This is a genomic window from Thermophilibacter provencensis (assembly GCF_900128445.1).
GTDB lineage: Bacteria > Actinomycetota > Coriobacteriia > Coriobacteriales > Atopobiaceae > Thermophilibacter > Thermophilibacter provencensis.
The window spans coordinates 168,834-183,058 of the sequence record NZ_LT671417.1 but is presented as its reverse complement, the minus strand read 5'-3'; the positions used below and the strand labels follow the sequence as shown (position 1 = coordinate 183,058).

Annotated in this window: 11 protein-coding genes; all 11 read left to right on the top strand. The window is 68.8% G+C overall.

Features of this window, described 5'->3' with window-relative positions; genetic code table 11:
- Positions 1 to 133: 133 nt before the first annotated feature.
- The 11 genes from BQ7391_RS00820 (at position 134) to BQ7391_RS00770 (ending at position 14,204) form a co-directional block, all read left to right on the top strand.
- Positions 134 to 1,033: an SIR2 family NAD-dependent protein deacylase gene (locus BQ7391_RS00820; protein WP_075278879.1), complete on the top strand. Its 900-nt coding sequence runs from the start codon at positions 134 to 136 to the stop codon at positions 1,031 to 1,033.
- Positions 1,034 to 1,243: 210 nt separating this feature from the next.
- Positions 1,244 to 1,960, top strand: a complete 717-nt coding sequence (locus BQ7391_RS00815; RefSeq protein ID WP_075278878.1) for a response regulator transcription factor — start codon at positions 1,244 to 1,246, stop codon at positions 1,958 to 1,960.
- Entirely contained in the window at positions 1,947 to 3,629 is a 1,683-nt protein-coding gene (locus BQ7391_RS00810; RefSeq protein WP_129583875.1) for a sensor histidine kinase, read from the top strand. The genes BQ7391_RS00815 and BQ7391_RS00810 overlap by 14 nt, the downstream gene beginning before the upstream one ends.
- Positions 3,630 to 3,699: 70 nt before the next feature.
- Entirely contained in the window at positions 3,700 to 5,316 is a 1,617-nt protein-coding gene (locus tag BQ7391_RS00805) for an amino acid adenylation domain-containing protein (protein WP_083662023.1), read from the top strand.
- Complete coding sequence (locus tag BQ7391_RS00800) at positions 5,306 to 6,499, top strand: diaminopimelate decarboxylase family protein (RefSeq protein WP_075278877.1); 1,194 nt, start codon at positions 5,306 to 5,308, stop codon at positions 6,497 to 6,499. Before BQ7391_RS00805 ends, BQ7391_RS00800 begins: the two co-directional genes overlap by 11 nt.
- A 63-nt stretch (positions 6,500 to 6,562) precedes the next feature.
- A complete protein-coding gene (locus tag BQ7391_RS00795) occupies positions 6,563 to 6,796 on the top strand; it encodes a phosphopantetheine-binding protein (RefSeq protein WP_075278876.1) in 234 nt (77 codons plus the stop codon).
- Between the two features lie 16 nt (positions 6,797 to 6,812).
- On the top strand, positions 6,813 to 8,387 hold the full coding sequence (locus tag BQ7391_RS00790; RefSeq protein WP_075278875.1) for an MBOAT family O-acyltransferase: 1,575 nt from the start codon (positions 6,813 to 6,815) through the stop codon (positions 8,385 to 8,387).
- Positions 8,388 to 8,420: 33 nt separating this feature from the next.
- Positions 8,421 to 9,377: an SGNH/GDSL hydrolase family protein gene (locus BQ7391_RS00785; RefSeq protein ID WP_075278874.1), complete on the top strand. Its 957-nt coding sequence runs from the start codon at positions 8,421 to 8,423 to the stop codon at positions 9,375 to 9,377.
- Positions 9,378 to 9,526: 149 nt separating this feature from the next.
- Complete coding sequence (locus BQ7391_RS00780; protein WP_200799554.1) at positions 9,527 to 10,168, top strand: dehydroquinate synthase/iron-containing alcohol dehydrogenase family protein; 642 nt, start codon at positions 9,527 to 9,529, stop codon at positions 10,166 to 10,168.
- A gap of 245 nt (positions 10,169 to 10,413) precedes the next feature.
- On the top strand, positions 10,414 to 11,607 hold the full coding sequence (locus BQ7391_RS00775; RefSeq protein WP_235858681.1) for a LuxR C-terminal-related transcriptional regulator: 1,194 nt from the start codon (positions 10,414 to 10,416) through the stop codon (positions 11,605 to 11,607).
- Between the two features lie 239 nt (positions 11,608 to 11,846).
- Positions 11,847 to 14,204, top strand: a complete 2,358-nt coding sequence (locus BQ7391_RS00770; protein ID WP_075278872.1) for a GDSL-type esterase/lipase family protein — start codon at positions 11,847 to 11,849, stop codon at positions 14,202 to 14,204.
- Positions 14,205 to 14,225: the final 21 nt, after the last annotated feature.

Below are 14,225 nucleotides of genomic sequence, written 5' to 3'. Positions count from 1 at the left end.
GGTTACCACCCGGTGACCAGGGCACGACAAAGTGCGCTCTTCCCAGCTCCCGTCACGCGCGCTACGATGCGGCAGAACGGATGGCGAAGGGGACGCGACATGTTTGACCTGGGAAGTCTGGTGACCGCCCCGCGTGGGGGGATTTGGCGGCGACCGGCGCGAGCGCCTGGCGCGCGCTCTCGACGAGGCGGACGTGGTCGTCATCGGCGCGGGCGCCGGCCTCTCGACGGCCGCGGGCCTCACGTACGCGGGCCCGCGCTTCGAGGCGATCTTCGGCGACTTCATCGAGAGGTACCGCTTCGCCGACATGTATTCCGGGGACTTCCACCCGTTTGGCTCCTTCGAGGAGCGCTGGGCGTACTGGAGCCGCTACATCTGGTGCAACCGGTACGTGAAGGCGCCGGGCACCGCCTATGACGACCTGCTCTCCCTCGTGGGCGACAAAGATTACTTTGTGCTCACCACCAACGTTGACCACCAGTTCCAGTTGGTCGGCTTCGACCGCAGGCGACTCTTCTACACCCAGGGAGACTATGGCCTCCTGCAGTGCAGCCAGCCGTGCCACAAGAGGACCTACGACAACGAGCCGCCGGTCAGAGACATGATTGAGGCGCAGGGCTGGCAGATTTCCGCCAGCGGCGCGCTGACGCTGCCCGCAGGCACCCGCCCCGCCATGGACGTGCCCGCCGAGCTCGTTCCGCACTGCCCGGTGTGCGGGCGCCCCATGGCCATGAACCTGCAATCGGACGACACCTTCGTGGAGGACGAGGGCTGGCATGCCGCCGCCGCGCGCTACCAGGACTTCCTTCGCCGCCACCAGCGCGGGCGCGTGCTCTACCTGGAGCTCGGCGTGGGCTGGAATACGCCGGTCATCGTCAAGTTCCCGTTCTGGCAGGCGGTCGAGAAGAACCCGCGGGCCACCTACGCCTGCGTCAACCTCGGCGAGGCCGTCGCGCCTTCGGCGATCGAGCGCCGCAGCGTGCTCGTGGACGCCGACATAGCCTCCGCACTGCGCGCGCTTCTCGCTTCCTGACGGGCGCCGCCCTCGCGTCGATCCCCCCCGCACCCGCAGGTTAACGCGATGCAACCAACGGGCCCTTCTCGGCGGGCGCCCTTCCCGAAGATTGTACGGCGACGAGAGGGGCGTGCCCGTGACGGCGCGCCGCCACGGGAGCGAAGGTGACCGGAGTGTCACGTGACGGGGCACATGGGGGCCGGTAGGATGGCGACGGGAGGTGGTTCGATGGGCGGGACGGTTCTTGTCGTCGAGGACGACGCCGACATCGTGGACCTGCTCGAGCTCTACCTTACGGGCGGGGGATATAGCGTGATCTCGGCGGGTGATGGCGTCGAGGCGCTCGAGCTGCTGCGCGAGCGCTCCGCCGACGTGGTGCTCGTCGACATCATGATGCCGCGGATGAACGGGTACGACTTCATCAAGGAGCTGCGTCGGACGAGCTCGATGCCCGTGCTCATCGTATCGGCGCGCACGCAGCCGGCCGACAAGATCGTGGGGCTCGACGCGGGCGCCGACGGCTTCATAGCCAAGCCGTTCGACCCGCTGGAGGTTGCCGCCCACATCCGCGCCGTGCTCCGTCGCGTCGGGCCATCGAGGGAGGCCCCGGTTGCGCAGGCCCCCCTTGCCCGGTCCCCGGAAGGCTCCGTCGTCGTGGGGGCGCTCGCCTTTGACACCGAGCGCCTCTCCCTCACCAGGGCGGGCGAGCCCATCCCCCTCACGGCCGCCGAGCTCAAAATCATGGCGGCCCTCATGTCCTCGCCCGGGAGGGTCTTTTCCAAGGACCAGCTCTACGCCTGCGTGAACGGGGAGCCGGCCGCGGGAGGGGCGAGCAGCGTGATGGTCCACATCTCCAACATCCGCGCCAAGCTCGAGGATGACCCGCTGAGCCCGCGCTTCATCAAGACCGTCCGCGGCCTGGGGTACACCCTTGACGGCTCGTGACGGGCTTCGCTCCCGTCTCGGCTCGGCGCCCCCCGCCCTCGGCGGGTTGACCCGCAGCCTCGCTGCGCGGTGCCTCGTGGTCCTCGCCCTCTACGCGCTCGCGCTCGTGGGCGTGCTCATGGGATCGGGCGCGCTCTCCGAGGTCGTGTTCGAGGGCGCCTTTCCCTCCATGGACACGGTGCTCGAGCGGCGCGACGCGCTCGTGCGCGATGACTTTGGGGCCCTGACGGGAGGGGGCCTCTCCAGGTGCCTCATCGTGGTCTTCGACGCCGACGGCCGTCGCCTGTACGCCTCGAGCCAGGAGGCCGCCGAGAAGATCAGGGCCTCCGACCTCGATGTCATAGGCGAGGCGAGCGACGGCCTCTTCTTCGAGGTCTTCGAGGAGCCCGCGGAGGCGGGACCGCGCCATCGCGTCATGCTCTGCGCCTATGGGGACGGCGGAGACTCCAAGGTCGTGAGCGCGTGGTGCGTGCTCGACGAGGACCTCAGGGTGGTCGAGGGGACGCTGTTCTCGGGGCGCGGCGCGCTCACGCCGCGCGAGTTCGGCCTCATCAAGGGCGTCTACGACGGGCGCATGAGCATATCTCGCCTGGACTACGAGAGCGAGGGCGGCGACCCGCGCACCCTCGTGCTCGCGGCGCCGATCGTGAGCGACGCGGGGTACTCCCGGGTGGCGAGCATGGCGAGCCGCCTGTGGCTGCTCGCGGTCCCCCTGGTGCTGGTCCTGACCGGGGTCGCCGCCCTCGTCCTGGGCCGCCTCGTCCGTCGCTCGGCCCGACCGCTCGATCGGGCGATTGCCGCCTGCCGCGATGCCGGCGGGGACGACGGCTCAGAGGTGGTGGAGAGCCCGGCGGTCGCCGGCGTGCCGATCGAGCTGGCCCCCGTCTACGACAACTTCCGCGACCTGATGGGCCGGCTCCGTGTGGCGCGTGACGGCCAGCGGCGCATGGTCGCGAGCGTCTCCCATGACCTCAAGACCCCTCTGACCGTGATTCGCGGATATGCGCAGGCCCTCTGCGAGGGGCGCGTTCCGCCGGGGCGCGTCGACGCCTATCATCGCGTCATCCTCGGGCGCGCCCTCGTTGCGACCGAGCTGCTCGACGAGCTCTCCACATACGCTCGGATGGAGCACCCCGAGCACGCGCTCGACCTCGTGCGACTCGACGCACGCGACCTGGTGGCAGAGTCCGTCGACGAGGCCCGCGCCCTCGCCGAGCAGCGGGGCTGCCCGCTCGAGAGGAGTCTCGGGCCGCGGGAGGCCCCGGTGCTCGTCGACGCCCTCCTCTTTCGGCGGATGCTGCTCAACCTGGTGGGCAACGCCGTCGAGCACAACCCTTCCGGCACACGAGTGCTCGTGAGCTGCTCCACGAGCCCCGAGGGCGCCAGCGTGCGCATCGTGGTCGCGGACACCGGCGTCGGCGTGGCACCCGACCTTGCGCCCCACGTCTTCGAGCCCTTCGTCACGGAGAACGCGGCGCGTACGGCGGGGGAAGGCACCGGCCTCGGCCTCGCGATTTCCCGGAGGGCCGCCGAGCTCATGGGGGGCCGCGTGAGCCTCACCCCCAGCCCCGAGGCCCCATGGGCGACAGAGTTTGTGGTCGAGCTGCCCCTCGCCGCCGGCAGGGGCGCGGACCCTAAAGAAACCCTTAGGAGCTCAGGAACCCTTTAGCCCCTCCTCAGGCCCCCCTTAGGGTGGCCCGCTAGCCTTTGGTTGGTCAGGCGAAAGATAGGGGGAAGCGATGGGGGATGCCGTTTCGAGGCCCGTGGGCGTTACGTCGCCCGTGAGGCCGGCGCGTCGGGCGAGGTACGCCCACACCGCGCTCGCCTTCCTCGAGCGGGGAGCGCTCGAGCACCCCGCTCGCGTGGCGGTGACGGACGAGGGCGGGTCGTACGAATATGGCTGGCTCTTCGAGCGGGGCCAGAGGATCGCGAGCGGGCTTCTCGCCCATGGCGTCGGCGGCCGGCCGGCAATCGTATGCATGGAGAAGGGGGTCGGGGCACTCGCCGCCTTCTTCGGCGTGCTCATGACCGGAGGCTTCTACGTTCCCGTCGACCCGGGCGCGCCAAGGGGCAGGGCGTCGCGCTGTGCCGCGCGCCTCGGGCGGCCCGTCGTGCTGACGGACGAGCGCGGCCTCCCCGAGGCAAGGCGCCTCTTTGCCGACCTGACGGTCCTCACGGTCGACGCCCTGGGGCAGACGCCCGTCGCGGAGGGGGAGCTCGCCCGCCTCGCCCGGGGGATCGCCCCGTCCGACGTCGCCTACGTGCTCTTCACCTCGGGGTCCACGGGCGAGCCCAAGGGCGTCGCCGTGAGCCATGCGGCCATACTCGAGTTCGTCTCGACCTTCGTGGACACCTTCGGGCTGCGTCCCGACGACGTGCTCGGGAGCCAGGCGCCGCTCGACTTCGACGTTTCGGTCAAGGACGTCTACGGCGCGCTCGCCGCAGGCGCCACGGTGGCGCTGCTGCCGCGCAGGCTCTTCTCGGCACCCGCGCGGCTCGTTGCGGAGCTCGAGGAGCGCGGGGTCACGGTGCTCGTGTGGGCCGTGGCGGCGCTGTGCCTGGTGAGCGGCCTGCGCGCGCTGGACGGCGTGCGGCTCCCCCGCGTGCGACTGGTGATGTTCAGCGGGGAGGTCATGCCGGCAGAGCACCTGCGACGCTGGATGGAGCGGCTGCCCCGGGCCACGTTCGTGAACCTCTACGGCCCCACGGAGGTCACCTGCAACTGCCTCTACCACGTGGTTGAGCGCGGGCGCGCATACGACGGGGGCCTTCCGCTCGGCGATCCCCTCCCGGGGAGGCGCGTGCTGCTCCTCGACGGGGAGTCGCCGGTGACGCGGGAGGGCTCGGTCGGGGAGATCTGCGTGGGGGGATCGGCCCTGGCGCGTGGCTACTACGCCGACCCCGAGCGCACCGCGCGGTCCTTCGTGCAGAACCCGCTGTTCGCCGCGCTGCCCGAGACGATGTATCGCACCGGCGACCTTGCGCGGCTGGGGGCGGGCGGCGAGCTCTACTTCTGCGGTCGCGTGGACAGCCAGGTCAAGCTCCAGGGCCATCGCATCGAGCTCGAGGAGGTCGACGCGGCGCTGGAGGCGCAGCCGGGCGTCGAGCGCTGTCGCTGCGCGTACGACGCGCCCCGCCGCCGCATCTGCGCCTTCTTCGAGGGGGCGGCAGATCCCGCCGGGCTCAGGTCTGCCGTGGCGGACCTCGTCCCGGGCCCGGCGGTGCCGGCGGTCATCGAGCGGGTGGGCTCGATGCCCCTGACGCGCAACGGGAAGGTCGATCGCGCCGCGCTGCTCGGGGGGTACCTCGAGCGCGTTCGCGGCGCACGGAAAGGAGGGGGCGATCATGTTGAGTGACGAGGAGCTCCTGCGCGTGGCGGGCGACTACGGAACGCCCCTCTACGTGTTCGACACGCGAGAGCTGGCCGCCCGCGCAAAGCGGCTGCGCTCCGCCCTGCCTCCCGGCGTCGGCCTCTGCTACGCCGTGAAGGCGAACACCTTCGTACTCGCCGCGCTCGAGCCGCTCGTGGACCGTCTCGAGGCGTGCTCGCCCGGGGAGCACCGCATCTGCCGGGCGCTCGGCGTGCCTGGCGAGAAGATCGTCCTCTCGGGGGTCAACAAGGACGAGTCGACCGTCGAGGACGCGGGCGCCTCCGGGGCGCCGTCGATCGTCACGGTGGAGTCCCTCGCGCAGCTCGCCCTCGTTCGGCGCGTCGCGCGGTCGCGCGGCCTGCGCGTGCCCGTTCTGCTGCGACTCTCGAGCGGAAACCAGTTCGGCCTCGATCGTGCCGACCTCGAGCGCGCCGCGCGCGAGGCCATGGGCGACCGACACCTCGATCTGCGGGGCGTTCAGTTCTTCTCGGGAACTCAGAAGGACTCGGTCAGGCGGCTGCGCAGGGAGGTGGGGCGTCTCGGCGATCTTGCCCGCGGGCTGCGCGACTCGTGCGGCTGGGAGGTGGCGGAGATAGAGTATGGCCCGGGCCTGCCCGTGGCGTACTTCGAGGGTGACGAGACGGACGAGGACGCGCTGCTTGACGGCCTCGCCGAGGCGGTCGGCGGGCTGTCCCGCGCCGCTCGCGTGACCATCGAGCTGGGGCGCAGCCTCGTGGCCTCGTGCGGGACCTACCTCACGCGCGTGGTGGACGCCAAGGAGGTCGCCGGCCAGCGCTACGCCATCGTCGACGGGGGCATGCACCAGCTCGTGTACTACGGGCAGTCCATGGCCATGCGCCGTCCGCCGGTGAGGCTGTTGGGGGCCGCGCCGCCCGAAGGCCCCGAGGAGCTTCCCTGGAACGTGTGCGGGTCCCTCTGCACGACGAATGACATCCTGGTCAAGCGGCTTCCGCTCGCCGGGCTCGGGGAGGGGTCGCTGCTCGCCTTCTCCCGCGCCGGAGCCTACTGCGCGACCGAGGGCATCGCGCTCTTCCTGAGCCGCGACCTCCCGCGGGTGGCGCTCGTCGGCGCGGATGGAGCCCTAGAGCTCGTTCGCGAGGGGCTTCGCACCGACCCGCTCAACACCCCGTCAACAAGAGCGCGCTGAGGAGCCTCGCGCGACCGAGCAAGATGAGCCCGGGCCGGAGGCCCGGGGGAGAGAGGAGTACGCATGGACACCATTCTGGACATTCTCGACGAGCTCAAGCCGGGCGTCGACTGGCGCGGGCGCACCGACCTCGTGGACGGTCGCGAGCTTGACTCGCTGACCATCATCTCGCTGATCGCTGAGCTCGAGGACGCCTTCGACGTCGTCGTTCCCGCCGTGGAGATCGTGCCCGAGAACTTCAACTCGCTCGAGGGCATCTGGGCGCTCGTGCGACGGCTGCGCGAGCAGGGCCTCTAGCGCTCGGGGGTCGGACATGACCTCGTACTTCTCGGCGGCGTTCCTGCTCGCCTTCCTACCCGCGACGGTCGTCTGCTATCAGCTCGCGCCGAGACGGGCGCGCTGGGCGGTGCTCCTGGCGGCGAGCTACGCCTTCTTCTGGGTGCTGAGCGGCCCCCTCGTGGTCTTCGTGATCGCCTCGACGGTCTCGATCTGGGCGGCGGGCCTCGCGCTCGACGCCCTGGCGAGCCGCCGGGCGGCGGACCTCGCGCGACAGGGGGTCGACCGCCGTCGCGCCCGTCGCCTCTGGGGGCGTCGGATGCGCCTCGCTCTCGTGGTTGGAGTGGGGGTCAATCTGGGCATCCTCGGCGTGCTCAAGTACGCGGGGTTTGTCTGCGAGCTTCTGGCGCCGCTGGGCTGCGCGCTTCCTCCGGCCCCCTCGATCGGGCTTCCCATCGGCATCTCGTTCTATACGCTGCAGGCCGTCTCCTATGTGGCGGACGTCTACCGGGGGAGCTCCCGCGCGGACCGCAACCTGGCTCGGCTCGCACTCTACCTCGCGTTCTTCCCTCAGATCATGGAGGGTCCCATCTGCCGCTACGACCAGACGGCGTCGGCCCTCTGGGCCGGCGAGCCCGTCACGGCGCAGGGCCTCTTCTCGGGCGGCGCACGCATGCTCTGGGGCGTGACCAAACGCATGGTGGTGGCCAACCGCCTCAACCTGTTCGTCCAGACGGTCTTCGGAGACCCCGGCTCCTATGACGGGGGCATGGTCGCGCTCGCGGCGGCGCTCTACACCCTGCAGCTCTACTGCGACTTCTCGGGCACGATGGACGTCGCGTGCGGGATGGGGCGCGTCTTCGGGGTGAGCCTGCCCGAGAACTTCCGCCAGCCGTTCTTCTCACGCACCGCCTCGGAGTTCTGGCAGCGCTGGCATATCACGCTCGGCGCGTGGTTCAGGGACTATGTGTTCTACCCCGTGTCCCTGAGCGGCCCCGTCAAGCGGCTCACCTCGTCCGCGCGCAGGGGGCTCGGCAACCGCGTCGGACCGGCGGCTGCGAGCGGGGTGGCGCTGCTGTGCGTGTGGCTGGGGAACGGCCTCTGGCACGGCGCTGGCACGCAGTACCTGCTCTTCGGCCTGTACTACTTCGTTCTCATCTGGGCGGGGGGCCTTCTCGCGCCCGCCTCGGAGGCCGTCTGCGCCCGGATGGGCGTCGCGCGCGACGGCGCCCTCTGGCACGCGTTCCAGCATGTCAGGACGCTGCTGGTGGTGGTTGCCGGCGAGCTGCTGTTCCGCTCTTCGAGCGCCGTCGAGGGCCTGGGGCTGCTCGTGCGCGCGACCCTCGGCTTCAGGGCGTCCTCCCTCGTGGACGGCACGGCCCTCTCCGCGGGGATGGACGCGGCAGACTTTGTCGTGACGGGGGCGTTCGTGGTCGCGCTGCTCGTCGTCGGGGTGCTGCGGGAGCGCGGCGCGTGTCCGCTCGAGGCCGTCTGGCGTCGCGGGGCGGTCGCTCGCTGGGCGGTGTGCTGCGCGCTGATCGTGACCACGGTGGTCTTTGGGGCCTATGGGGCGGGCTACGTCCCGGTGGACCCCATGTACGCGTCGTTCTAGGGTCGCCGGGGCGGCCTTGTCGATTGGGGTCTCATGATGAAGCGCATGACGCGCGTGCTGTCGGGGCTGCTGAGGGTCGCGCTCTCCGCGGCGGCGACCGTCGCGGTTCTCGCGGCGGTCTCGTACGTGCTTACGCCCAAGAACAACCAGGCCGCGTTCGGTCAGCGCGACGAGCGCGTCCATGGCATCGCCGGCGAGCCGGCGGGCAGCATTGACGTGCTCCTCATGGGCGACTCCGAGATCTTCACGTCGGTGTCCCCGCTGCAGCTCTGGGACGAGCGGGGCATCACGTCGTATTCCCTCGGCACGAACGGGCAGAAGCTCATCTACACGCGTTCCCTGCTCGCGCTCGCGCTCAGGAAGCAGAGCCCGCGGGTCGTGGTGCTGGAGACCAACTGCCTCTTTCGCCCCTTCACGGTGGGGGAGGCGATCCTGCGCGTGGGCAAGGACGTGCTTCCGGCGGTCGAGTACCACGACCGATGGAAGAGCCTGACCGTGGAGGACTTTATCGCTCCCGTGCGCGCCACGTGGACGGATGAGGGCAAGGGCTTCGTGGCGAAGCGGGGGACACGCGCCGCCGATGCCTCGGGGTACATGGCCCCGAGCGACGAGGTGGCCGAGATGCCCCTCCTCAACCGCCTCTATCTCGAGGAGATCGAGAGGATGTGCGAGCGCGCCGGGGCGCGCCTGGTGCTGCTGAGCACGCCGAGCACGAAGAACTGGAACATGGCGAGGCACAACGGCGTGGAGCGGGTCGCCTCGGAGCTGGGGCTGGACTACATCGACCTCAACGTGGGCGAGGACCGCGTGGGGGTTGACTGGGCGAAGGACAGCTACGACGCGGGCGACCACCTCAACGCCTCCGGCGCCCGTAAGGTCAGCACCGCGGTGGGCGCGTTGCTCGCCGAGCGCTACGGCACCCCCGACCACCGCGGCGACGGCTCCTACTCCTCGTGGGCCGAGGCGAGCTCGCGGGCTCGGGACAAGTGACGTCGCCGAGCGGTGGGGCGGGAGTCGAGCGTGCGTGACGAAAAGGCCGGCGTAAGGGCCGATGAAAAAAAGTCGCCCTCCGCTTCTGTGCCGCCGGGCCCTGAGCGTCCTTCTCGCCTGCTGCAGGGATGAGATGCGCGCGGCGATTCATGCCCTGTCGCCCACCCACGCCCATGAAGCAAGCGCTCTCCGGCGCCTCCGATATGCTCAGCCACAGCATGGAGACCTACTTCGGCGCGCCGCACGACAACAACCTCTCCGACCTCATCGCCGAGGCCAACATGCGCTGCATCATCGACAACACGCGCAAGATGATCGCCGCTCCCGAGGACCTCGCCCCGCGCAGCGAGCTCTTCTGGGCGAGCGCCATGGCCGAGAACGGCATCCTCAAGATCGGCAAGCAGACGGCGTTCCAGGCGCACATGATCGAGCACCAGCTCGGCGCCTACACGGACTGCAACCACGGCTTCGGCCTCGCCGTCATCCACCCCACGATGTACCGCCACATGATGTCCGGGGTGCCCGAGAAGTTCGCGCGCTTCGCGGCTGCGGTCTGGGGTATCGACGCCGACGGACGCACGACGGAGGAGCTCGCCGCCGCGGGCATCGATGCGCTCGAGGCCTTCATCGCCGAGATCGGCCTGCCCGCGAAGCTCTCCGATATGGGCATCGAGGGCGAGGGCGTTGACGAGATACTGCGCGCCGTGGCCGACTCCACGATCATCATCCCCACCTGCCCGCGCGTTCTGGACGCCGACGAGGTGTACGAGATTCTGGAGGAGTGCAAGTAGCGAACGACCCTCAGCGCTCCGCGAGACGGGCCTCCCCATGGCTCTCGCCACCGGGGAGGCCCGTCGCATGGTGGCGTGCCCTTGCGCACGGCGTTCCGCCGCGGGTTATCGGCCATGGCCCCTCCCACCAAACTGTTCGCGTGCGCGAATAGAAGTACCCCCGCCCCTCGCACCGTGGTATGTTTGGGTGGTGAGCATACGACGGCGCCGCCCCGCGGGCGGCACGGGGGGCATTCGTGGAGTACATGACCGTGGGTGAGGCGGCCCGGCGCTGGAACGTGACCGAGCGCCTGGTGCAGCGGCTGTGCGCCGAGGGGCGCATTGATGGTGCGGTCAAGTTTGGCCGTTCGTGGGGCATTCCCGCGAGCACGCGTAAGCCCGAGGACCCGCGACGCGCGCCCGAGTCCCCCTCCGGACCAAGGCGTCCTCGTCGCAGGCCCGGAGATCACGCCGGTCTCATGCCGCTCATGAATGCCGCGTTCGTCCCGGGGCGCTGCTGGGAGTTCGTGGAGTCGCTCGGGTCGGGTCCGCGCGGGGACATCGCCCGGGCCGAGTATGCCTACTTCAGCGGCCATGCGGACGAGGCCGTGGCGCTGGCGGGGGCGCGCCTCGGGAGCGAGGATCTCGATACCCGCCTGTCCGCCTGCCTCATCTGCGCCTATGCCAACCTGCCGCTGGGGCGCATCGACCACGCGCGCCGCGCGCTGGACGCGGCTCGGGGCGCGCTGGCGCGCGCGTCGGTCGACGACCCCAAGCTCCGTGCCGCGGAGGGCTTCATCGCGCAGGCTGCGAGCACGCTTCTGCACCTGCCCGCGCCGGAGGGCTCACCGGACGCGGGGGACGTGGTGCCGCTCCTGCCGGCGGGGCTTCGCGCCTTCGCGTTCTACGTGCAGGCGCATGCCGTCTACCTTGCAGGGGACTACGCTCGCAGCCTCGGCATCGCGGAGACGGCCCTCATGGGCATGGAGGAGGTCTATCCGATCCCAGCCATCTACCTGCACCTCATTGCCGTCATGGACCTCGTGAGCCTGCGGCGTGCGGAAGAGGCGCGCACGCACCTGCTCTCGGCATGGGAGATCGCCCGGCCGGACGACCTCATCGAGGGCTTTGGGGAGCATCACGGGCTGCTCGGGGGCATGCTGGAGGCGGTGATCAAGCCCGGATGGCCGGACGACTTCCGCCGCATCATCGACATCACGTACCGATTCTCCTCGGGCTGGCGGCGCGTGCACAACCCCGCGACGGGGCATGACGTGGCGGACAACCTCACCACCACGGAGTTCTCCGCCTCGATGCTCGCCGCGCGCGGCTGGACCAACCAGGAGATCGCCCAGCACATGGGAATCTCGTCGAACACGGTGAAGACCTATATCTCGTCCTCGCTCCAGAAGCTCGGCATCACGCGACGTCAGGACCTAGGCAGGTTCATGCTGTCATAGTTTCCGCAGGGATTATTAGTTCAAAAGGGACAGGCACTTTTGAACAGCCTCCCATCTCCTGGACTGGAAAGCAACGTCCCGGAGATGGGGGGGCCTTTACATGGCGGTCTTTGACAGGCCGACAGGGGCATCACCCGTTCTGCCCCAGCGGATGAGTGATGTGCCGGCGCCCAATCTCCTCGACAATGGCTCGAGGTGTCCTATTGACCGAACACGGTCAAGTTCAAGGGGGTTGTATCGTGATAAGACGAATCATCGGGCTGCTCTGCATGCTGCTGCTTTGCTGCGGCATGGTGCCCGCAAGCGCCTCGGCGGCGGGAACAGGCTCCTACGTCGCGCTGGGAGACAGCATCTCGGCGGGCTACGGCTTGGAGGGAGGTGAGCTCTCGTTTCCCGAGATGCTGGAACGGGATACGGGGTATGTGCTCACCGACTTCTCCTCGAACGACGGGGTGACGTCTGAGGACCTGCTTGAGACGCTGAATAAATCCGAGGTGATCGCCGCAGTTCAGGACGCTGACGTCATCACCATCACCGTTGGTGGCAACGACCTCATGAACGCGCTCTACGAGTACCTGGCGGATGCGCCGGGCGTGTCGATGACGGCGGACCAGATTCGCGACGGTCTCGTGAACGGGACCATCAAGGATCCGCTTGTGCTTCTGACTCTTATGAATAGCCTCAGCGGTTTCCCAAGCTCGTCCCACGCAGAGGACGCGCTGAAAACCCTGAGCACCAACCTGTCGAGCGCGCTCGAGCAGATCAAGGTCATGAACCCCGACGTGACGTGCATCATCGCCAACCAGTACAACCCCTACGGGCACATCGAGGGGGAGGCGGCCGCAGGCATCGTCCAGACGTTCGATACGGGCGTGCGGGCCCTGAACACGACGCTCGCGGGAGTCGCGCAGACTCAGGGCGTCATAGTGGTGGACGTGTACGAAGCCTTTGCCGCGTCGACTGACGATCCCTGCAACGCCCATTTCACGGCCATAAAAGACTTCAACCTCGACTTCCACCCCAACGCGCTCGGCCACCAGCTGATTGCCGAGGCGGTCGAGCAGGCGCTCCCCGAGCCCGACCCCGCGCAGACCTACGACGTTTGGGTCGCCGGCACGCAGGTGAGCGACGATAACGCGGGTGACGTGCTGGGCGATGGCACGGTGTCCTACGACCCCGCAAGCAATACGCTCACGCTGAACAACGCGATAATCGACTATCAGGAGAACCAGGGCGACAACACAAAGGGTGCCATCCTGTTCAACGGCGACCTGAACGTCAAGCTCGTGGGTAAGAACGTCATCACCTCCGTCACGAGTGGCATTTACGCCAATGGCGCGGGTGACCTCGTCATAACAGGCGGCGCGCTGACCGTCGACGCGGTGTACTACGGCATCGGCAGCGCCAATGCCTCGCGCAACGTCACCATTTCAGGGGTGGACCTGGACGTCGACGTCGATAGGAGAAGTCCCTTTATCGGCGTTGGGATCCAGGCAGGCGGCCAGCTGCTGATCACCGATGGGACCGTCGCGGAGGTTACCGGCACGGGAGCCGATACGCATCCTGTGATCGGCAACGGGGGCGTCTCCATCGTCGATTCTGAAGTTCACGCATGGGTCGATGCCGAGGGGCAGTATGCCAACAGCATGATCCTCTCCGACCACGACATCACCATCGACAACTCCATCGTCGAAGCGACTGCGGACGATACGTACAACTTCGGAATCCTGGCAGGCAACGACCTGATTCCCAGCGAGGGAACTATCACCATCAAGAACAACAGCCAGGTGACGGTAAGCGCTGCTTCAGGGATTGCCGTGCACACGATGGTAGGCGATGTCGTAATCGAGGACAGCAAGGTTGTGGCAACCTCGTCGGGGCATAATGCGATGTATGTGAACGGAGACATCACCATAAGCGGAGCTTCGGATGTCACGGTGAGCTCCCCCTATGCTGCATTTGCCCCGGATGACTCCATCACGATCGATCCCAAGGGTGGACTCGTCGACGTCTGGGAGGGGAGCTCTGAGGAGAACGCAAGCAAGATGGCCGATTCTCCGCTGTCGCAGAGCGCGACGCTGGAGATAGCCAGCAAGTTCTTCCACAGCGCTCCGCACGTCCATGCGTTCACCGAGCGTGTTGAGGATGACGCGTACCTTGCGAGCATGGCCACCTGCACCAATCCGGCAGCCTATTACCTTTCCTGCGAGTGTGGCGCGGCGGGGACTGACACGTTCTCGGCTGGCAGCGCGCTTGGTCATAGCTGGGGCGAGTGGGAGGTCGTGACGCCCGCCACCTGCACGGAGCCTGGCGTTGAGGGGCGCACGTGCGCATCCTGCGGGGCGACCGAGTCTCGCGAGATCGCGGCGACTGGGCACGACTTCGTCGACGGCGCCTGCGCGGCGTGCGGCGAGAAGGACCCCAGCTTCGTGACCCCCGACGAGCCCGAGAAGGACGAACCCAAGAAGAGCGACCCCGTAAAGGACGAATCCGCTCTTCCCGCCGCAGGCGACGCGGGGTCTCTCGCTGCGCTCGTCCCGGCCCTCGCTGGCGCGTCCGCCTTGGCGACCGGCATCCTCCTGCGCCGCCGCGGGTAGACCGTTCAAAAGGGACAGGCA